We start from the raw sequence: 20,914 nt of genomic DNA, 5'->3' as shown, positions 1-20,914 counted from the left end.
ACGCGCCGCCAGCGTTCGTTCTGAGCCAGGATCAAACTCTCCGTTATCAAAAGTACGGGAACAAGTTCCCGCTTATTTCTTCTTTAAACTAGTTTATCCTGTCATACTCGCACGAACCGGCTTTTTTTCATTTTCCGTTCGATTTATTTGAATTGACAGAAGCTCTACGCTTCTATTTTGTTCCATTTAGGAACCTATTTTTTCTTCTCTTCCCTTCGCTTATATATCTGTCAAAAAACTTTATTTATCATCAAGCTTTCGCTCGATTGCTTGACTAAAATATCAAATTTAACGTGACATTGTCAACAACATTTATTTAATTTTTTTAATATTTTTTTAACTTTTCTTCTATTGTCTTACAAGGTAATAAAATATTTCTTAAATTTTTTTTAGATTATCTAGAGCTTCAGCAAAACCTTCTCCACCATAGTAAGAAGATATATATTTAGGTAGTGTTTTAAACTCCTCTTTTTTATCTAACACACTCTTCATACCAATAGAATTTGGAATTAGCTTAAACATCTCTTCATCGTTTAGAGCATCTCCAAGATATATACTCTCCTCTTTAAGAGTTTCTTCATCAATTCCGCAAAGATTCATAAATGCTAAAAGACCTTTACTTTTAGAGTAATCTCCGAACCAGATATTTAAATGAATAGAGGACTGTGCATAGCTTGCACCCATTACATCTGCCATGCTTTTAATATCATTTAATTCCTTTTCATTTACCTTTGATAAATCAACAGCAATATCATAAAGGCGTGCATATTGATCACTAGAGAGTCTTTCTTCTCCAATCATTCTTAAAAGCTTATCTCTAGAATCAAGATTTTCCTTAGTTATTATAGGATTTTGTTGGTAACAAATTTGTCCATTTTCATCCTTATAAATCATCACAGCACCACTTTCTGCTACAACCATAAAGATCGGCCACTGTCTTAAATATACTTCACACCACCCTGCAGAACCTCCTGAGAGAAGAATAATTCTGTAGCCCTTCTCACTTGCTTTATACATAGCCTCTAAGGCATTTGGCTTTAGCTTACCATTAGATGTAATAGTATCATCTACATCTGAGATGATTAATGAAATATTTAAGTCCTTTAAAGCAGAAAGGCCCACCATTGGTGAGCCATTAGATTCAATATTACTCATCTTGTCATACCAGAAAGTGCTTTGCTCTCTAATATAGCCTTTACATAGGTTAAGAAGCTAAGTAATGATGCTAAAGCAGCAAGATAGAAAAGGATATTTAATACTAGAGCATATACACTTTGCCATGAACCTGCATAGAAGTGAGCAAGTACTAAATATACAATTGAACAAATAGAGGTAATTGCATATAAAACAGTCTTACTCTTTCCCCAAATATTTGCAGCAACCGCCTTTCCCTTACCCATCATTAGCATTCTTAAAAATAGAATTGAGAACTCTCTCCACATAATAATGATAAAAGCTAAGCCTGGCATAATTCCACTACCATAGAAACAAACAAAGAATGTTAAGTGTGAAAGTGTATCAGCAAATGGGTCCATAACCTTACCAAGGTCAGTAACTAGATTATACTTTCTAGCAATTCTTCCATCTAAAAAGTCCGATAGCTCTGCAGTAAGATAGCAAATGAGCATTAATATTATAGAAAATGTTCTTGCACCTTCTCCAAACCAAATAGGAAGTGAGAAAGAAACGAAAAATACAGGAACCATAATAAGTCTTAATACAGTTAATTTATTTGGTATGTTCATAAATCATATATCCTTGAATACTTTTCTATAAGGTAGACCTTGAAGGCATTGGCGTCAAGAGATTTACCTGTTACTCTTTCAATGAGTTTACTTGGGCTATATATTCCACCATGCTTCCATATATTTTCATTTTGCCAGCATGTAATCTCACTCCAATTTCCACTCTCTAAAATTCTATCTAGATTATCAGGTCCACCCAAATCGCTAATTAGCTTACTTCTAAATGCAGCTCCATATAGATTTCCTAAAGAGTATGTAGGGAAATAACCAAAGAGTCCACCAGCCCAATGAACATCCTGTAAAATACCCTCTCTATCATCTTTTACATCATAGCGGATAAGCTCCTTAGAAAGCTTATTCCAAAGCTCTGGAAGCTCTCTTATTTCTACATTGCCTTCAAATAAAAGCTTTTCCATTTTATAGCGAAGGATAATATGTAAATTATAGGTAACCTCATCTGCATTAACTCTAATAGCCGATGGCTTTACTTTATTTATTGCCTTATAAAAGTCATCAAGCTTAACACTTTTTAAGGATGGAATATAATCCTGAAGTATTGGATACATATAAGTCCAATAGGCAAGAGATCTACCCATCATATTCTCCCAAAATCTTGATTGAGACTCATGAATACCCATTGAAACACCCTGTCCGATTGAGGAGTGTGCGATTTTCTCATTTAAGTTAGCATTTAAATCATAAAGTGCATGACCTGTTTCATGGACGATTGATGAAATTGGATCAAAAATTGATGGGTCTGTGTATCTAGTTGTTACTCTAATATCATCAGGACCTATCATAGTTGTAAATGGATGAGCAGAGAGTGCTACATATCCTCTAGAATTATCAAAGCCCATCCTTTTATTTAACTCAAGAGAGAAGCTATGAAGAGCTCTTTCATCATAGCTTTGATATAGCATAGAGTCATCAATTTCCTTATCTTCAATTTTATCCATTAAGGAGTGCGTGCTCTTTATTAAATCATCAAATAGTGGGTCTAAAAGCTTTTTATCTAAATCCTCCTCATAGAGATCTAATAATGCATCATAGCAGGACTTATCAGGAGCAATTATTTTTGCTTTTTCCTTTGAAAGCGCAACTAAATTCTCAAGGTATGGAGCAAAGTATGAAAAATCATTATCACTTCTTGCCTTTAGCCATGCTTGATGAGACCTTCCTAAAGCTTCACCCTCCTTTTTAACAAAGGAAATAGGTAAATTTGCATTACTTTGAAAAAATCTTTTCCAATAATGAACTAACGCTCTATCCTCAAGAGCTAAGGATTCATCACCATCTAGGCTCTCAACAGCCCTTCTAAAGTCATCCTTTGTAGCCTCTTCCTGGATAATTGAGCTCATTAAGCCCATCTGCTGAGATCTATAATCATTTGCTTTCTCAGGTAAAATAGTCTCTTGGTCCCAGCTCAAAAGAGCCTCAATACCCTTGAGGCTCATTATTTTTTTATCTCTTTCCTTGACTAATAATAGCTCAGGTCTCATTATGCCTCCAAGAATTCCTCTCTCTGAGGAGTAAAGATATCTATTAGCTCTCCCTCTTCAAGGCATACACAGCCATGAACAACCTCAGGCTGCTTATAGAGAGTATCTCCAGCTCTTACTACCTTTGTAACACCATCAATTGTAAATTCAAAGGCACCGCTCTTAATAAAGGTACATTGTGTATGTGGATGATGGTGTAAAGAGCCTACTGCACCCTTATCAAAGTGTAATAAGCAAACCATTAAATCTTTATTATGAGCAAGGACTCTTCTTGTAACGCCACCGCCGAGGTCCTTAGGTTCTATATCATTGATGAAAAAGAAATTTTGCATTTATTCCTCCTATAGTTAAATGCCCCCAAAGAATGGGGGCGAATTGCTAATCAAACTTGAGCTTTGGAATTAACAGTCTCATGAAGCTCCTTAATAAAGTCTTCCAAAGGAACTCCATTAACCTGCTTACCACCACGATATCTAACAGATACAGAGCCAGCTGCCATTTCCTTCTCACCAATAATGAGCTGGTATGGAACCTTCATCTGCTGAGCCTTTCTGATCTTAGCATTCATTCTATCATTAGAAAGATCGCTATATGCTCTGAAGCCTTCACTCTTGAGTCTCTCTTCAAGCTTCTTTGCATATTCATTAGCCATCTCTCCAACAGGAACGATGCATACCTGCTCAGGTGCAAGCCATGGTGGGAAAGCTCCTGCATAGTTCTCTAAGAGAACACCAAAGAATCTTTCAATAGAACCAAGTAGAGCTCTGTGAATCATCAATGGTCTCTTTTCAACACCATCCTTATCGACGAATGTCATCTTAAATCTTTCAGGAAGGTTGAAGTCGAACTGAACAGTAGAGAGCTGCCATTCACGTCCAATAGCATCCTTAATCTTAAGGTCAATCTTTGGACCATAGAAAGCACCACCACCTTCATCGATATCATAAGAAAGACCCTCTTTCTCAACTGCCTTCTTTAATGATTCAGTAGCACTGTCCCAAAGAGCTGGGTCACCAACTGACTTTTCTGGGCGAGTTGAAATATAAGCATGAATATCATTAAAGCCAAAGGAATGGAGCATATGTAGAGAGAATCTTAATACCTCGATAATCTCATCATCCATCTGTTCTGGTGTACAGAAGAGGTGTGCATCATCTTGAGTAAAGCCTCTTACTCTCATTAGTCCATGGAGGGCACCAGCCTTCTCATATCTATATACTGTACCAAGCTCAGCCCAGCGGCATGGAAGGTCTCTATAGCTCTTTAAGCTATTCTTATAGATCATAATATGGAATGGGCAGTTCATAGGCTTTACATAGTAATCTGCATTATCCATCTCCATTGGAGGATACATACCTTCCTTATAGAAGCCTAAGTGACCAGAGGTTTCCCAAAGCCAGCTCTTACCTACATGAGGTGTATAAACCATCTCATAGCCATTCTTATAGTGCTCTTCTCTCCAGAACTGCTCTATAGTCTGTCTAATTCTAGCTCCTCGTGGGTGCCAATAAACAAGACCTGGACCAGCCTCTTCATGGAGTGAGAATAAATCAAGCTCCTTACCAAGCTTTCTATGGTCTCTTCTATCGATATCAGCTAAGTGGTCAAGGTATAATCTTAAATCCTTAGGGTTTGTCCATGCTGTTGCATAAATTCTTGTGAGCATAGGATTTGACTCCTTACCACGCCAGTAAGCACCAGCAATAGAAAGAAGCTTAAATGCATCAGGATTTAACTCTCTAGTTGACTTTACATGTGGACCACGACAAAGATCTGTAAATCCACCCTGGTTATATAATGTGACTGTTTCACCTTCAGGAATTGCATCCAAAAGCTCTAGCTTATACTTTTGGTCCTTAAACTTCTCTCTTGCTTCAGCTCTTGTTACTTCGATTCTCTTGAATTCCTTATCACTCTTGATGATCTTCTTCATGCGTTCTGTAATCTCATCAAGATCTTCATTAACAAGCTGGCGAGGAAGCTCGAAATCATAATAAAAGCCATTTTCGATAGCTGGTCCAATTGCAATTTGTGCTGTTGGGAACATCTCGAGAACAGCCTCTGCCATCACGTGAGACATTGAGTGTCTTATGAGAGCAAGCTTTTCTTCATTAGCCATATTAAACTCCTTAGCAGAAAAAGAAAAAGCCTTTTGAACTTCACCCTTCCTGCAAAATATTCTTATCTTTGCAAGGACGAATTTCAAAAGACTTTAATCCGCGGTTCCACCTTGCTTCCCCTCCCAAAACAGAAGAGACGCTCAATTTATGAAGTTTATCGTACTATCTTACGGATTACTTGCTTTCTCGTAATCTGCTCCAAAGGGGTTTTCATCTTACATTCATCATGAAGCTCTCAGCCACGACTTCACTCTCTTTTCATGAAGAGGTAAAACTACTCGTCTTTATCTCAGCGTTAAGCTAATACTACTCTTAAATATTTTGATGGTCAAGAATGATATATAAATAGTTTATTTATCAGAATGCTTATAAATATAAACGCTCAATAAAAGTATGATTAAAGCAACAATACACCCTGATATCAACAGTAATACTCTTTCACCTTCACTATTACTACCAAACTCTGCTAGCATACTACTTTCTAAAAATATTATAGCGACTAATGCGTTTGCAAGCTTTACACAAAAGGTAGCTACAATAACTGGAGATCTTTCAATTTTCTTTGAAAATATATCCTTTATTGCAAAGCTAACCTTTACAAAGGCATAAAGTGCAGCTAAATAAATCAAATACATTGGATATGTAATTGCTGAGTAATTAATATACATCTCAATAAGTATTACAAAATATGTAATTGCCATGATAGCCAAAAGGAAACCTGCAATCTTAATTTTAGCTCTCTGCTTTTCAGCACTTTCCTTCCAAGATGTAGAAATAAATGCTCTTAGAATTGCTAAAATCATATAATATGCACCATTAATTAATACCCAATACGATGATAAATAAGCTCCTATTGCTATCTTTATAATAGATAGTGTTAGATTAAGTACAAATGAAACGAACAAAAAGGTTCTATATCTTTCTACTCTATCATCTAGAATTTCTCGTGTCCTATTATTCCTTTTTAATAGTGAAATTATTTGAAGCTTTATTTTCTTTACTCTCAATGAAAGGAATAAAACTAGTGTTGTGAGGCTATAAAAGGAGAAGGTGTAAATTATGTAAGATAAAATACTATTCTCCATATTATTGGCAAAGACCCAATATAATAGGATTGCAGATAAAATTGAAAATATTGCTACCAAATAGCCTTTTAAGAGAAAGAACTTCTTCATATAAGCTGTTTTAACAAAAAAATGTTAAAAAATTATAAACTTAAAGAAATCTTAACAATTTTCAAAAATATTATTAATGATTTAAATTTAGAATCCCTCAGTATGAGAGAAAAAGCAGAAGAATTTTTAGTAAACAAAATCAGAAGCCAATACATTCAAAATGATAAGAAGGAGCTTGAGGAATTAGTCAACCTTGATAAAAAGGTAAAGCTTCAGCCAACCATTTTAGCTTATGTATTAGGTACTATCGGTGCCCTTATTATGGGCTTTGGGATGTCTCTTACAATGACTAATATTGGGACTGCCCTAGGAATTAATAATACAATGTTAATAGGAACTATACTTGGCATCATTGGCATAATAATTTGTGTAATTAACTATCCTATTTACAATAAGTATTTAGGAGTAAGAAAAGCAAAATACTCAACAGAGATTTTGAGATTAACAGATAAACTACAAAGAAACTTAGGAGATTAAAATGAAAAAAGTATTAACAGTATTAATCTTGAGCCTTGTGATCACAGCAGGACTCTTCGCATTTGATGGAAGCACATCAGCTAGCTTTGCCTATTCATATGATGGTAATCACTATTTAGGTATTTCCTCTGAATCAATTGGATTTTTTAACAATTCCAATTTTGGCTACTATGGTAGTGCAGATGCACTCTTTAACGTTAAGTCTATTAACGATTGGAAAATTGATATGCTTGTTGGACCTGCATACAGATATAGCTTTGACGAATCTGGGGTTAAAGTAAATATCGCAGTTGGTGCTAGTGCTGCAGGAACAAATGATAAATTCTCATTTGGTATTGGCTCTTACGTTGGAGCAGATTGGAGCTTAACAGAGCATTTTGGCTTTACTATCGGCACAAAGCTTGGATCTAACTTTGTAGAGCTTCCATATAATGGAAATTCACTTAGTGTAAAGGGTGACTTCTATGTAACACCTTTAATTGGAGTAAATTTCTACTATTAATTTTACAATATTGAAACAAATATGCATTATCCTTTCTATTCGGAGTTTTTCTAATGGAAAGGATTTTACTTGTTGAAGACGATATTAATTTAAATTCAAGTGTCTCTACATTTTTAACAAACAATGGATATGAGGTTGAGGGCTTTTTAGATGCAAAGAGTGCTTTAAGCTCCTTTGAAGAGAAAAAGTATGATTTAATTATCTCTGATATAATGCTAAAGGATTTTGATGGCTTTAAATTTGCACAGGAAATCAGAGATATTGATGATAAAATCCCTATTCTATTTATGACAGCTTTAGATGATATTTTCTCAAAAACAAAGGGATATAAGGCTGGTATCGATGACTACATGGTAAAGCCGGTCGACCTTAATGAGCTAATATTAAGGATAAATGCACTTTTAAGACGTTCTGGTATAGCTAAGACAAGAAGAATTGTAATTGGTGACTTTACTATCGATAAGGACGAGTACTCTGCCTTCTGGCGCGAGGAAGAAATCCCGTTAACAAAGAGAGAGTTTGAAATCTTATTTAAGCTACTTACTAATATAAGAAAAACCTTTACTCGCACCCAGCTTTTAGATGAATTTTGGTCATGGGACTCGATGTCTGGGCCACGCTCTATCGACGTATATATGACTAAATTACGTAGCAAGCTAAGTATGTGTACCTCCTTTGAAATAATTACAGTACATGGACTTGGCTATAAGGCAATAATAAAATGAAGAAGCCATATAAAGAGATTATTAACTATATTTATTTTTTCCTGCTTGTCGCTTTCGTAACAACTTGTACTATAGTTCTTTTCATGGATATTCTTATGAAGACCTTAGGATATGAGTTTACACAGGAAGAGATAACTAAGTCAGCAGTATCAACCTTCTTACTTGTATTATTTATCTCGCTTTCCTTTGCTACTATCGATTACATTAGAAGAGTGATAACAGTAATAAGGCCAACTAAGGAAATTCAAAAGTGTCTTAATGAGTTAACTCATGGTGATTTCTCAGCGCGTGTAAAGCCAACTGTTAGTGAAAGCTACTTTGGTGATATCGCAAATGATATTAATAAGCTTGCTAAGGAGCTCAGTAGTGTTGAAACTCTTCGTAGTGATTTTATCTCAAATGTATCACATGAGATAAAAACTCCTTTAGCTATTATACAAAACTATGGGATGCTACTCTCTGATTCAAATTTAAATGATGAAAAGCGTATTGAATATGCAAAGGTTATTACTAAAAGTAGTAGACAGCTTGCAGAGCTAGTTACAAATATTCTTCGTTTAAATAAGCTTGAAAACCAAGAGATATTCCCTTCAAAGGAATCCTTTAATCTCTCAGAGGAGCTATGCTCTGCACTCCTAAGTTTTGAAGATATTTGGAATGAAAGAAATATCGAAATAGAAGTAGATATTGAGGAAGAAATATATACACTCGGGGATGCAGCTCTACTATCACTTGTTTGGAACAATTTGCTATCAAATGCATTTAAGTTCACACCACAGGGAGGAAGAGTCAGAGTATACCTTAAGCTCTATAACGATAAAGCTGTTGTTAGAGTTGAGGATAGTGGAATTGGGATGAGCGAGGATACTACAAAGCATATATTTGAGAAGTTCTATCAAGGTGATACCTCTCATAGGGAGAAGGGTAATGGCTTAGGCTTAGCTCTTGCAAAACGTATTGTAGACATTCACAATGGAGAGATAGATGTATTAAGTGAGGTTAAAAAAGGTAGTAGCTTTATTGTTACACTTCCTCATTCTGAGAAGCATTACTACAATTAAGCTTTTTTGAAAGTAAATTCATTACTTCCTCAAGTAATGCTTTTTCTCTTCCTCCAAAGCGAGAGAAGGAAGTTGAGTCTATATCTAAAACTCCAAAGCCTTCTATTGGTACTACTATTTCACTTCTTGATGCACTATCACAGGCAATGTGACCTGGGAAGGTGTTAACATCATCAACAACTATTGTTTCACCTCTTTGATATGAGGTGCCACATACTCCCTTTCCAATCTTTATTTTGGTACAAGCGACCTTACCTTGGAAGGGACCTAGATATAGCTCATTACCATCTAAAAGATAAAAGCCACACCAAGAAATATTATCAAGATATTGATAAATAAGAGCAGACAGGTTAGCAAGATTACTAACTAACCTGTCATCATTTTGAAGATAGGATGCGATGTATGATAAAAACTCTTCATCGCTTCTAGGCTCAAAACTAAAGCTCATCAGATAGAACTCTTAACAGACTTAACTGGAGTTGCAGCCTTATTACCACCACGGAGCTTCTTAGCAACCATTGGCTTAACAATTGTGCCTGGGCCATTTAAACAACCCTCTTCACAGCACATTACTTCGATAAGGTCTACCTCAGGAGCTCTCTTCTCCCAAGTCTTCATTAATCTGAACATCTTCTTATCAACGCCATTAATTGGCTGAGTTCTAATTGAAGCAGGATCCTCAACACGAGAAAGTACACAACCAGCAACACCAGTTGATGCAGCGAATTCTCTACAATCTGCGAACTTTGTTGTATCTCCAAGATCAGCTGCCTCTTCCTCTCTTACGTCGATGCCCTTTGCCATAAAGATAGCTGCTAGCTCACTAAATGTGATAACACCATCAACACCACCCTTTCTAACAGCTTCAACACGCTTAGCAAGACATGGTCCGATAAATACACATTTAACATCATCACCAAATTTCTCACGAGCAAGCTTTGCTGTGTAAATCATTGGTGAATAAGCATCTGAATATCTCTCCTTTAAGAATGTAAGGTGCTTATTAACAAGCTCCATATAAGCAGGACAGCAGCTAGTTGTCATATAGCCTTCGCCATTTGCCTTCTTATGCTGTACCTCTTCTGCCTCATGGATAGCTGTAACCTCAGCACCCTCAGCAACCTCAATTACATCTGCAAAGCCAGCCTTGAGGATAGCACTCTTAATCTGAGAGAGAGTACCAGGATATTGACCTTCGATAGCAGGTGCAATCATAGCAATGACCTTCTCCTGATTCTTAATCATCTTAACTACAGGGAATAAGCCACTCTTTTCTGCAATAGCACCAAATGGACAGCTTCTTGAACAGCGTCCACAGCTAATACAATTTTTGTGGTCGATTTCTACAACACCCTTTTCATTCTTCTTTACTGCGCCAACTGGACATGCCTCTTCACAAGGAACAGGGATGTGTACAACAGCATGGAAAGGACATACATCCATACATTTTCCACAACGGATACATCTCTCTTCATTGATGTGAGCTTGACCATTAATAAATGAAATCGCATCCTTTGGACAGTTCGCCATACATGGACGAGCAAAGCAGCCACGACATGCGTCACTTATTCTATATTGATCAGGAGGACAGCCGTAGCAGCCTGTACTAATAGTAGTGAGTAGAGGAAGAACAGGAGGGTTATTTTCTAAGACCTCTTTAGCATAAGCCTTTAATGGCTTTTCTTCATCATCAAAGCGCTCGATATCAATACCAAGGAGTGCCATAATTCTATATCGAACCATAGCTCTTTCCTTATAGATACAACAACGGCTAGGAATTCTATCTTTAGGAATAATCTCAAAAGGAAGACTATCAATCTTATCTTCAAGCTCACCAGAGAAGAAGAGCTTTAATACCTCTGTATCAATACGTCTTCTTATTGCTGTATATTGGTTGTTGATCTCAAGCATTATTCTTTACAGCCTCCGTAAGTAATCTGCAAAACTTTTCCTGTGTAACCTTTGAATGAATAACTCCATTAATTTCAACATATGGAGCACCGGCGCCATCTGCCTTACATGCGTTCAAGCAAGAAGAACCCTCGATTTCACACTCTGCGATAATTGCAGGATCAACGAAATCATTGTAAAGAAGTAAATCTGATCCACCCTGTACAAAACAAGCTGTACCTACACAGATCTTTACCTGAACTTTTTCTTTCTTCATAAACTATTATCCTCCTACAGATATTCTTGCGAAGTTTCTTTTAAATATATATTTTCAAGCGCACTTCTAAGTCGCCCTACTATTGTTCTTCTAATACCAATCTCAACAGGTATATTTGGGTCCTGATGAGCCTCATTAATCTTTGTACCAACTATAAAGTGTATTTGGTCACTATCAAGTAAAATCTCTACAAACTTCTTAACAGGGTCGTTAGGAAGCTGAGCAACAGGAAGCTTCTTCTCTAATACATTTGCAACCCTCGATAGTGTAAGCATACCCTCTGTAACAAGATCAATACCATCCATCTTACTTGCAGGAGGTACATCTGGAGACCAGCATGAGAGATCAACCTTGATTTTAGCATTAAATAATCTTGATACAATTAATGCTGTAGTACCACCAGAAACGATCTTTCTACCATCAAAGGCTCTAATCTTTTCACCTAAAACTTCATCGGCTTCCTTTGTAAAAGGAGGTCCTGTAACAATAACTGTCTTTCTAGGTCGTCTAATATATACAACTACTGCAGTAATATCATCCTTTGAGCATAAGCCATCAAGAGTATTTGCCTTTTGAACAATCGCACTACTAAGCTCTCTAGATGAAATATCTGGATTTGACTTAATTAACTCAGAAACATATTTCTGAACACCACTAGTTCTCCAACCAAGAGGAAGAGACTTTCCTAAGCCCGATTGAGAAACTCCATCGGAAAACATTATTAAGCGCTCTCCAATCTCCATATTAAATTGAGAATACTGGACAACCTCCTTCTTAAAGGCTGCTTCTCTTTGAAGCTCTCTTTTATCCTTTTGCCAAGAAATTGGTTCACTTCCCTTAAATCGAAGAGCTAATGGATTATCATATTCAACAAGACGAACATTGATATTCTCCATATTTTCCTTGTAATGAATATCTGCAATTGTAAATGTTGAATAGCTAATCTTTCTTTCACGACACACAGGAAGAGTATTCATTATAATCTCAGCAGAGTGTCCTAAATCGATTGGAGAGAAACTCAATTTATGAGCCATGTGCGCAGTGAGAGAGGCAAGTACATTTGCCTTAACTCCTGAGCCTAAGCCATCAGAAAGAGTACATACTATTTTATTACTCTCTGGGTTTCTAGAGAGTAAGAATACATCGCCTCCAATTTTTTGGCCGTGCTTATAAATTTGAGCGTAGTCTACATCGATGAAGATATTATTCATTTACACCTCTACCTCATCATCGATTGTAAAGCCATCACTATTAGAATCAGAGTGAACACTGAATGCATCGATTAAGCTATTAAGCATAATCTCTGTTTCAGCTGCATTCTCACCAAGTAGAGATGCTATCTGCTGTACAGTCTCAAGTGATTTCTGAATTACATCCTCAGCCTTCTTAACAACAGTCTCTCTCTTTACAGTTGGAGATGTAATATCATCAAACATTGCACCAAGTAATCTATTCTTCTCAACTAAGAAGAATGTTACACGTAAAAACTTATCCTTATAGTGTAAGCGATATTGGTTACGCTTTTGAGCATAGAACTCATCAGAGAACTTCTCATAGAAAGGTACAAATCGCTCTAATGGGAGTCCTGATACTAATGAAAGCATAGAATCATCCAATAAAGACTCATCCATATCACCAAAAATCTTTAGGAAGTTTATATTACAATCTGCAATATTAAGGTCTCTATTTACGATAACAACTGCATTTGGAATTGTCCTTAATAGCATATCAACCTTACTTTGTGCTTCCTTTCTCATCTTAGTGACACACATTTCAACCTCAGCCATACCAGAAAGGTAAGCTATAGCCATATCACGACAGGTATTATAGCCGCAACCACCACAGTTAAGCTCATCTGCCTTTGTGCTCTTTCCTAAATCAAGTAGTGCCTGCTTTATTTCTTCCTCTGAGAATTTTTTATTAAAGGCTGTATCACTTGCAGGCTGACTTCCACCTAAAATACTATAGCCCTTATCAAGAACCTCTCTTACAAATTCTTCCTTAGGCTCAAAGAGCTTTTCTCCAGAAGAAATCCTGCTTTCAGTAAATTGAGCAATAGCATTCTTTCTAACAGCAAGTGATTTACACTTATCAGATACAGGGCCATTAATACATCCACCCTCACAACCAAGAAGCTCTAAGAAAGGATCGTTATCACGACCTTGAGCAAGTACATCATGAATCTCATTAACTCCAGATAGAGCTAATGCATCTCTGCAAAATGGCTTCTCACCCCATATTTTAGAGGTAACAATTTGACCTCTTTCAACTGGATATAGGGTTGCAATTCCAGCCTTAGCTGGAGCGAAAGCTACCTTATTTGAGGTATCGATACTATCAAGATCAATTCTTTCTTCCTTTAGCCAGCTTCTAAGCTCATCAAAGGTAATAGCTATATCAGGATATCCTGGTGTTGTATCTGCTTCATTCTTTTTAGCAATACATGGACCTATAAATACAATACCAATATCATTACCATAAATACTTCTTAAGTAAGCACAATGTGTTTGTAAAGGAGATGGAACCTTAGCTAAACGATTTACAGCCTCTGGGTAATATTTTCTAACAAGCTCTACAACAGATGGACAGGCGGTACTAATCCAGGAACATTTTCCATCGTGCTCATTTGCATACATATCTATAGCTGCAGATACGATAGTAGCACCAATTGCTGTTTCTGAAATATCGCTAAAGCCTAAACTAATAATTGCAGAGAGAACTGCATCCTCATGGCCTTGGAACTCTGCAGCAAAGGATGGAGCAAGAGAACAAATTACTCTCTTCTTTGACTTAACAAGCATTTGCGCTCTAGATAAATCACTTCTAATCTTCTTTGCACTATTAGGGCAAATAGCAACACATTTACCACAAAATATACAGCGGTCCTTAATAATTACTGCACTTCCATCCTTAATTTGGATTGCCTTTACAGGACAGCTTCTTACACATTTATAACAGTCACGGCAATATGTAGTCTCAGTATAAACAGGATAAACCATATTACTTAACCCCCAGTTCCTGCTTAAGAATATCCACAACACAATCTGGTGTTAGACCTGAATAATCCTTACCAGCTATTCTTAAATTTGGTCCCTCTTTGCATTTTCCAAGGCAGAGATGGCCAACAAGTTCTACTCTATCAGATAAACCACGCTCTGATAAAAACACTTCTATAGCCTGTAGGTTCTCACTATTTCCTCTTGCGAAACAACTTGAGCCCATACATAGCTCGATTGTGATATTCTTGTCCATCCTTAATTTACCTCAAGATAAAGCTTAACCTAGGAGTTATGGTTAGTCAATAAAATGGAATATTGCAAATAGATAACTTATTTTTTTGTAGTTTTATTGAGTTAAAATATTATTTAATTGTAAGAATATATAACCGTGTTCACATAAATTATGGACACGGTATATTAATTAGTAAATAAAAGATTATTAATTTAGCTCATCCTCTGCAGTTTCAAGCTTATTTTGCATTTTAACAGATAATACGGCGAGTGCTGTTGCTAAATCTGTTCTTTGTAGAGCAACCGATGATGGTACCTTTAAATCGATAGGGGCAAAATTCCAAATAGCCTTAATACCAAGTGAAATAATATCATCAGCAACCTTCTGAGCGACATTTGCAGGAAGCAATTACGATTCTATGCTCACGGATAAAATTTGGAAGCTCCTCAACAGATTGAATTGTTAAAGCTCCAACCTTTCGGCCAACCTTTGTTATATCGTTATCAAAGAGTCCAACCATGCTAAGACCATATGCTCTAAAGCCGTTGTAACCAGCTAGTGCAGAACCAAGGTTACCAGAACCAATAATAATTGCTTCGTTAGTGTTATCCCAACCTAACACATGATTAAGGATTTTTACGAGTGCTTTAATCTCAAAGCCAACCTTTGGCTTTCCCTCGATTCCTGTATATGAAATATCCTTTCTTACCTGAATAGGCTTTAAGCCAAGCTCATCTGCTAGAATTGTAGCAGAGATATATTCCTCACCCCTTTCATGAAATTGATGAAGAATTCTCAAGTATGAAGGAAATCTTTTAACTGTTGGAATCGGTAGAACAAGCGGCTTCTCCATTTATCAAATACCTCCTAACTCTAGTAATCACATCCATAGGGACAGATGCACCAGCACTTAATCCTATGTGTTTATAACGCAAAATCTCAGGAGTAATATCATCTACATCAGAGACTAGAAAGGCTGGTTTACCCTCCTCCTCTGCAATTTTTTTAAGTCCTTGAGAGTTTGCACTATGCTTATCTCCTATTATAACAATAGACTCACAGGTTTCACACAGTTTCTTTACAGCATCTCTTCTTCTTTGTGATGAATTACAAATATCTGAAAGAAAATTAACATCAAGTCCCCTTTCTTTAATAGCTTCTTTTAAATCACTAATAATACTTGATGAGTATGTTGTTTGAACTATAGCATCATACCTAATATTTCTTTCAAGTAAATCTAAATCACTGACTTGAGAGATTAATATAGAAGGCCTCTTTGCAAAGGCCATAGTAGAAATCGTCTCAGGATGATTTTTCTTACCAATAAATATCGTTTGATTATTTGTTTCGCCAATCAATTTTTGGTTTCTTAGAATAATTCTACAGGTTCCATCTACGACCTTAAAGCCCGCATCGATATATTGCTGCTTTAATGTGGGAGTAATTCCATGTGCGCAGATAAGAACTATACCCTTCTCATGGCCCTCAGGCCCTGAGATAGGGATTATTCCTTGTTCTGCAAGGTTATTAACTATCCACTTATTGTGGATTAATTCACCTGCTGTATAAAGCTTCTCACCCTTGTGGTTTTTAATTAACTCAACAGCAAGGTTTACAGATGCTTCAACACCCTTACAAAACCCAAAGATTGATGCAAGCTCAACATTCTTCATACGTAAGCATCCCCAATATGATAGCTCTCATCCTTCTTCTTTTCCTTAACCTTATTAATTGGATCAATCTTATGGAAAAGTCTCAGTAAAACTGGAGCAATAAAGTTAGAGGAATAGGTACCAACTAATACACCCCAAACGAGGTTAATTGCAAAGCCCTTAATCGCACCAGTTGTGAAGATAGCAAGAGGGATAACAGCAAAGAGTGTTGTTAAGCTAGTAATGATAGTTCTTGATAAGCTCTCTTTAATAGAAACTATGATAGTTCTATCAACATCATTACCCTTAACATATATTACATTCTCTCTAATTCTATCAAAGATTACTATTGTATTGTTTAATGAGTATCCAATTATAGTTAATACAGCTGCAATTGTAGTTGAGGAAACCTCTAATCTAAAGATTAAGATAAAAGCAAACATCATTAATACATCGTGAAGTAGTGCAATAATAGATGAAATTGCATATGAAAATCTAAATCTAACCCAAATATAAACAAGTATTAATGCAACTGCTATAACTACAGCCTTAATCGAGGAAGTAAATAGTGTTGATGAGAACTTAGGTCCAACGAAATCACTCTGAAGTGTTACTATTTCTTCAGGGGACGCAAGCTCTAAGAGTAAGCTCTTCATTTGGCTTTCAAGCTCTCTCTGAGTCTCTCCCTCATCGACCTTGACCTTAATTGAGAAAATCCCATCTGATTTATTTCCTGCAACCTGGACATTTAGCCCATTCATTGGAGAAAGTGCAGAGCGAATATCAGAAATTGATACATCATCACTATTAGTTGCGAAATTCACATGAAAAGGAGCTGAACTAAGTGTTACTGGGAAATTAGCACCAACTACGATGTCCTCCATATCTAGAGAGTCATTTTTAATATTAATGGTAATATTATTTATCTCTCCAAGGTAGCAAGCTGCATCATTTACAGTTTTATAGCTATTTGGGTCAACCTCATAAATAGTAGTATTTCCACTCTCCTTAATTGTTAGCTTTAAAACTCCCTGCTGAGCACTTAGATTTGCACTACCGTCTCCACTATATGAAATATCAAAGCCAACTGGTGCAATTTGAATTTGTTCAAATAAGCCAGATGAAAAATCGATACCAGTATTAAAGCCTAATGTGAATAGAACTACTAAGCCTGCAATAATAATTAATGCAGAAGGAAGCATAAACAGATATCTATACTTAATTAATTTATTCATCTTTTGCCTCCTTTAAATGAAATCATAAACCTCTTAGTATCCTCTTTAATAAACAAACTAAAGACTAAGTGGCTGAAATAAAGTGATGTAAATAGAGAGCTTGCAATACCAATAGCAAGTGTAATTGCAAAGCCCTTAACACTACTACTTCCAAGAGTTGATAGTACTAATGCAGCGATAATTGTAGTTACGTTAGAGTCCATAATAGTCCAGAAGGCTCTTTTAAAGCCACTTTCTAAGGCTGCATATGCACTCTTACCCTTTTTAAGCTCCTCTTTAATTCTTTCATAGATAATAACATTTGCATCAACAGCCATACCTAGAGTTAGGATTAATCCAGCTATAGAGGTAAGTGTTACTGTAAAGCTTAGTGCAGAAAGAAGAGAAACCATAATAAATAGATTTAATAGAAGTGCTATATCAGCAACTAATCCAGATAATGAGTAATATGCAATCATAAAGATTATAACAAGCATAAAACCAATAACTATTGCCATAAGACCTGTTTTAACTGCATCATCACCTAAAGTTGCACCAACACTAGTCATCGACACGATTTCAAGATCAATTGGGAAGGAGGCACTCTTTAAGGTAATTGCTAAGGCTTGAGCTTCCTTCTCTGTAAAGCCTGAAATCTGAACATTACTACTAATTGCATCATTAATTGTTGCAACACTTCTAACCTTTCCATCGAGAACTACAGCTAAAGGCTCTCCCTTATGCTTTGAGGTTAGCTCATAGAATAGACGTCCACCCTCACTTGAAAGTGTAAAGTTTACAACAGGACGATTAGTAACATTATCCTTACTCTGCTGAGAGGATTCTATGTAGGAACCATCTAGTGTAACTGTTGGATCTAAAACTACAAGGCTCTCTAAAACATCTAGTGAGTAATCATCACTCTTATAGTAGCCAAGCATAAGCTTTCCATTAGGAACTATTGATGGTGTTACTAGCTCACCATTTTCATCAAAGAAGCTATTTGGATCATTTTGGTATAGAGAATTTACCTTATTTGTTAAGGATGCATCTACTAAGCAGAAATATAAGCTACCCTTTCCCTGTAAAAAGGAGTTAACTCTTTCTGTATCTGCTTCGCCTGGGATTTCAATTAATATTTGGTTATCACCCTGCTTTCTGATATCAGGCTCACTAACACCATATTGGTCGATACGAGATGATAGAATCTCAATATCCTGAGATACTGCACTACTAATCTCTTCTGCAGATGGCGCGTGACCAAGCTTCTCTTCAAAGGCTGCAACATCTGCTTCAAGAAGCACAGATACACCACCCTTTAAATCTAGACCAAGTGATAATATTCTATTTTGAAGAGCCTTTGCATCCATTATCTCTTTTCGATAGTGGTTTTCAATTACACTATAAAGGTCACTCTTATTTTTAAAAGCACCCATAAGAGATGAAACATCCCAAGAGCTACTCTTATAGCCTCTATCCTTTGCTTCATCTATTAAATAGGAATACTCCTTAGGAATGGCAGCAGCCCCACCTAAGGCAAGCAAGGCATCACCATCCTCACTAGCTTTGGCTCTTGAGTAAGAACGAATTTGTTCCTTAGAACCTGTTGCAAGATTCTTCACATCCTCAGAAACAAAACAGTACCACTTTATACTAGGATAAAGTAGTACTGCTGATACGATAAGGACAAGAAGAACCAGAGCTATACGACCTGCATTCTTCATCACTTAATCCTTACTTTTCTTCTTTACTCTCAACAGCCTCTTCTGGCTTTGTCTCTTCAATAGCTTCAGCTTTCTTCTCAGCTTCCTTCTTCTTTGAAGGAGCACTCTTAACAGCATCCTTATTAACTACTGTTGATACAGCTGTCTTTAAGAACTCAATTCTTGCATTGTCATCGACCTTTAAAACAACGGTCTTTTCCTTAACTGCAACGACAGTACCGTGAATACCACCAATTGTAATTACCTTATCACCCTTCTTAAGGCTATCGATCATAGCTTGAGTTTCTTTATCTCTCTTTTTCTGTGGTCTAATAATTAGAAAATAGAAAATAAGAATGATAGCACCAAACATGATAAAAGTGGTCCACATTGAACCTGTAGTTGAATCCATAATAAAATCCTCTAATAAAAAAATTTTTCTTTAAAAAAATACCATCTATAACATATTGTCGTCAAGGTACGTTTTTTCTAATTACTCTTTAACAAAATGTAACATTACCTGTATTATACGCACAAACAAAGGCGTTTTGCAAAAGTGCATAACGCCTTTTTGTTGTGTAACGAATACCTCCAGCTGGGCTGGAGGTTAAAAAAGCTTTAGCTATACACAAATAAAAAATTCTCCAATAATGGAAGTGTTGCATTCCCAAATAGCACCACTACCAATAAAGGAGAATAAAAATGGATGAGGAAAGTTTAGCTCATACCAAATGGAATTGTAAATACCACATAGTATTTGCACCGAAGTACAGACGACTAGTAATATATGGAAGACTCAAAATAGAGATAGGAAAAATATTAAGAGAGTTATGTACAAGGAAAGGGGTAGAAATAGTTGAGGCGGAATGTTGCCCCGATTATATACACATGCTAGTATAGATTCCGCCGAAACTAAGCGTGTCAGCATTCATGGGGTACCTAAAAGGGAAGAGTAGCCTAATGATATTCGATAGGTTTGCGAATCTAAAGTACAAGTATGGGAACCGATAATTCTGGTGCAGAGGATTTTATGTAGACACGGTAGGAAGGAATAAAGCGGCAATAGAAAAGTACATCCGAAACCAGCTAGTTGAGGACAAATTGTCCGAGCAGCTGATGATGGATGAGCTTTTCGATCCATTTACAGGAGAGCCAAATAAAGGCAATAAAAATAAGAAATAAAATCTGGTGGAAGAAAAATTCCAACATTAACATAAGACCAGAGCTGCTTTAGCAGCAGCCTGTAAAGATGGTGCGAAAGGAAGTGCAATTCAGGGCGCAGTCAGCGCCAGCCGGTAGAAAAGGGTTGCACCCGCAGTACAAACTACCGGCTGAGCCGGTAGTTTTGATTGATGATCTAAAAGCTAATAATTATACTTTTCCATCCTTTTTATAATCTTCAACTAAGCTGATAAACTCTTCTTTAGAAACACTACATTCCTTAGCTGCTCTATCAAGAGTAAGAACATTAGAGAGATACATTTTAATATATGCTTCATGTAAGCCATTTAACCTTCCATTATCTAAAACCATTTGAGAATAATTACACATAGCCTCTCCTTCATTTATCGCTTCTATCGAAAGCTTATATTTTTCTCTTAATACCTTTTCCTTTTCTACTTTGTCATACTCTGTTGAAAACA

The 20,914-nt window shown here is 36.4% G+C and carries 23 protein-coding genes, 1 pseudogene and 1 other annotated feature; of the genes and pseudogenes, 5 read left to right on the top strand and 19 right to left on the bottom strand.

Going from position 1 to position 20,914, the window contains the following annotated elements; all coding sequences use genetic code 11:
• Positions 1-378: 378 nt before the first annotated feature.
• From FYJ80_RS10900 to FYJ80_RS10875, 6 genes are all read right to left on the bottom strand, one after another.
• Entirely contained in the window at positions 379-1,155 is a 777-nt protein-coding gene (locus tag FYJ80_RS10900) for an HAD-IIB family hydrolase (RefSeq protein WP_154426847.1), read from the bottom strand.
• Positions 1,152-1,745, bottom strand: a complete 594-nt coding sequence (gene pgsA, locus FYJ80_RS10895; RefSeq protein WP_154426845.1) for a CDP-diacylglycerol--glycerol-3-phosphate 3-phosphatidyltransferase — start codon at positions 1,743-1,745, stop codon at positions 1,152-1,154. The genes FYJ80_RS10900 and pgsA overlap by 4 nt, the downstream gene beginning before the upstream one ends.
• Positions 1,742-3,244 (bottom strand): carboxypeptidase M32, encoded by a 1,503-nt coding sequence (locus FYJ80_RS10890; protein WP_154426843.1) that lies wholly within the window; start codon positions 3,242-3,244, stop codon positions 1,742-1,744. Before FYJ80_RS10890 ends, pgsA begins: the two co-directional genes overlap by 4 nt.
• Positions 3,244-3,576 (bottom strand): cupin domain-containing protein, encoded by a 333-nt coding sequence (locus tag FYJ80_RS10885; protein ID WP_154426841.1) that lies wholly within the window; start codon positions 3,574-3,576, stop codon positions 3,244-3,246. Before FYJ80_RS10885 ends, FYJ80_RS10890 begins: the two co-directional genes overlap by 1 nt.
• 50 nt (positions 3,577-3,626) lie before the next feature.
• Positions 3,627-5,363, bottom strand: coding sequence for a threonine--tRNA ligase (gene thrS, locus FYJ80_RS10880; RefSeq protein WP_154426839.1), 1,737 nt, complete (start codon positions 5,361-5,363; stop codon positions 3,627-3,629).
• A gap of 69 nt (positions 5,364-5,432) precedes the next feature.
• Positions 5,433-5,664 (bottom strand) — a binding site (T-box leader).
• Between the two features lie 50 nt (positions 5,665-5,714).
• A complete protein-coding gene (locus FYJ80_RS10875; protein WP_154426837.1) occupies positions 5,715-6,539 on the bottom strand; it encodes a hypothetical protein in 825 nt (274 codons plus the stop codon).
• A gap of 102 nt (positions 6,540-6,641) precedes the next feature.
• Here FYJ80_RS10875 and FYJ80_RS10870 point away from each other — a divergent pair, with 102 nt between their 5' ends.
• The 4 genes from FYJ80_RS10870 (at position 6,642) to FYJ80_RS10855 (ending at position 9,304) form a co-directional block, all read left to right on the top strand.
• Positions 6,642-7,016, top strand: a complete 375-nt coding sequence (locus FYJ80_RS10870; protein ID WP_154426835.1) for a hypothetical protein — start codon at positions 6,642-6,644, stop codon at positions 7,014-7,016.
• A gap of 1 nt (position 7,017) precedes the next feature.
• Positions 7,018-7,518 (top strand): hypothetical protein, encoded by a 501-nt coding sequence (locus FYJ80_RS10865; RefSeq protein ID WP_154426833.1) that lies wholly within the window; start codon positions 7,018-7,020, stop codon positions 7,516-7,518.
• Positions 7,519-7,571: 53 nt separating this feature from the next.
• Positions 7,572-8,243 carry a response regulator transcription factor gene (locus FYJ80_RS10860; RefSeq protein WP_154426831.1) on the top strand — a complete coding sequence of 224 codons (672 nt, stop codon included), beginning with the start codon at positions 7,572-7,574 and terminating at the stop codon, positions 8,241-8,243.
• Between the two features lie 83 nt (positions 8,244-8,326).
• Positions 8,327-9,304 (top strand): sensor histidine kinase, encoded by a 978-nt coding sequence (locus FYJ80_RS10855; protein WP_206361079.1) that lies wholly within the window; start codon positions 8,327-8,329, stop codon positions 9,302-9,304.
• Here FYJ80_RS10855 and FYJ80_RS10850 read toward each other — a convergent pair.
• From FYJ80_RS10850 to yajC, 12 genes are all read right to left on the bottom strand, one after another.
• Entirely contained in the window at positions 9,267-9,752 is a 486-nt protein-coding gene (locus tag FYJ80_RS10850) for a GAF domain-containing protein (protein ID WP_154426827.1), read from the bottom strand. The genes FYJ80_RS10855 and FYJ80_RS10850 overlap by 38 nt on opposite strands.
• Positions 9,752-11,215, bottom strand: coding sequence for a monomeric [FeFe] hydrogenase (locus FYJ80_RS10845; RefSeq protein WP_154426825.1), 1,464 nt, complete (start codon positions 11,213-11,215; stop codon positions 9,752-9,754). Before FYJ80_RS10845 ends, FYJ80_RS10850 begins: the two co-directional genes overlap by 1 nt.
• Positions 11,208-11,471 carry an NADH-quinone oxidoreductase subunit NuoE family protein gene (locus FYJ80_RS10840; protein WP_154426823.1) on the bottom strand — a complete coding sequence of 88 codons (264 nt, stop codon included), beginning with the start codon at positions 11,469-11,471 and terminating at the stop codon, positions 11,208-11,210. Before FYJ80_RS10840 ends, FYJ80_RS10845 begins: the two co-directional genes overlap by 8 nt.
• Positions 11,472-11,485: 14 nt before the next feature.
• Positions 11,486-12,682: a SpoIIE family protein phosphatase gene (locus FYJ80_RS10835; protein WP_154426821.1), complete on the bottom strand. Its 1,197-nt coding sequence runs from the start codon at positions 12,680-12,682 to the stop codon at positions 11,486-11,488.
• The gene (locus FYJ80_RS10830) at positions 12,683-14,470 is read right to left on the bottom strand and encodes a [Fe-Fe] hydrogenase large subunit C-terminal domain-containing protein (RefSeq protein WP_154426819.1); all 1,788 of its coding nucleotides are present in this window, start codon (positions 14,468-14,470) and stop codon (positions 12,683-12,685) included. It lies immediately after the preceding gene.
• Between the two features lies 1 nt (position 14,471).
• Positions 14,472-14,723, bottom strand: coding sequence for a (2Fe-2S) ferredoxin domain-containing protein (locus FYJ80_RS10825; protein WP_154426817.1), 252 nt, complete (start codon positions 14,721-14,723; stop codon positions 14,472-14,474).
• Positions 14,724-14,909: 186 nt separating this feature from the next.
• On the bottom strand, positions 14,910-15,110 hold the full coding sequence (locus FYJ80_RS11995; protein WP_235899640.1) for a hypothetical protein: 201 nt from the start codon (positions 15,108-15,110) through the stop codon (positions 14,910-14,912).
• Complete coding sequence (locus FYJ80_RS10820; RefSeq protein WP_235899639.1) at positions 15,076-15,555, bottom strand: redox-sensing transcriptional repressor Rex; 480 nt, start codon at positions 15,553-15,555, stop codon at positions 15,076-15,078. The genes FYJ80_RS11995 and FYJ80_RS10820 overlap by 35 nt, the downstream gene beginning before the upstream one ends.
• Positions 15,518-16,375: a 4-hydroxy-3-methylbut-2-enyl diphosphate reductase gene (gene ispH / locus FYJ80_RS10815; RefSeq protein WP_154426815.1), complete on the bottom strand. Its 858-nt coding sequence runs from the start codon at positions 16,373-16,375 to the stop codon at positions 15,518-15,520. Before ispH ends, FYJ80_RS10820 begins: the two co-directional genes overlap by 38 nt.
• Positions 16,372-17,589 carry a protein translocase subunit SecF gene (secF, locus tag FYJ80_RS10810; protein WP_154426813.1) on the bottom strand — a complete coding sequence of 406 codons (1,218 nt, stop codon included), beginning with the start codon at positions 17,587-17,589 and terminating at the stop codon, positions 16,372-16,374. The genes ispH and secF overlap by 4 nt, the downstream gene beginning before the upstream one ends.
• On the bottom strand, positions 17,586-19,292 hold the full coding sequence (secD, locus tag FYJ80_RS10805; protein WP_154426811.1) for a protein translocase subunit SecD: 1,707 nt from the start codon (positions 19,290-19,292) through the stop codon (positions 17,586-17,588). The genes secF and secD overlap by 4 nt, the downstream gene beginning before the upstream one ends.
• 10 nt (positions 19,293-19,302) lie before the next feature.
• On the bottom strand, positions 19,303-19,683 hold the full coding sequence (gene yajC / locus FYJ80_RS10800; RefSeq protein WP_154426809.1) for a preprotein translocase subunit YajC: 381 nt from the start codon (positions 19,681-19,683) through the stop codon (positions 19,303-19,305).
• A gap of 290 nt (positions 19,684-19,973) precedes the next feature.
• Between yajC and tnpA the strand changes: the two are divergent.
• Positions 19,974-20,453, top strand: a pseudogene (tnpA, locus tag FYJ80_RS10795) (IS200/IS605 family transposase).
• A 189-nt stretch (positions 20,454-20,642) separates the two neighbouring features.
• On the opposite strand, the gene FYJ80_RS11820 reads toward tnpA, so the two are convergent.
• A partial coding sequence (locus FYJ80_RS11820; RefSeq protein ID WP_206361078.1) for a hypothetical protein occupies positions 20,643-20,914 on the bottom strand: 272 nt, incomplete at its 5' end.

The organism is Bullifex porci (assembly GCF_009695635.1).
GTDB classification, from domain to species: domain Bacteria; phylum Spirochaetota; class Spirochaetia; order Sphaerochaetales; family Sphaerochaetaceae; genus Bullifex; species Bullifex porci.
Note: the sequence above shows the minus strand (reverse complement) of the source record. Positions and strands in the feature narration are given on the sequence as shown.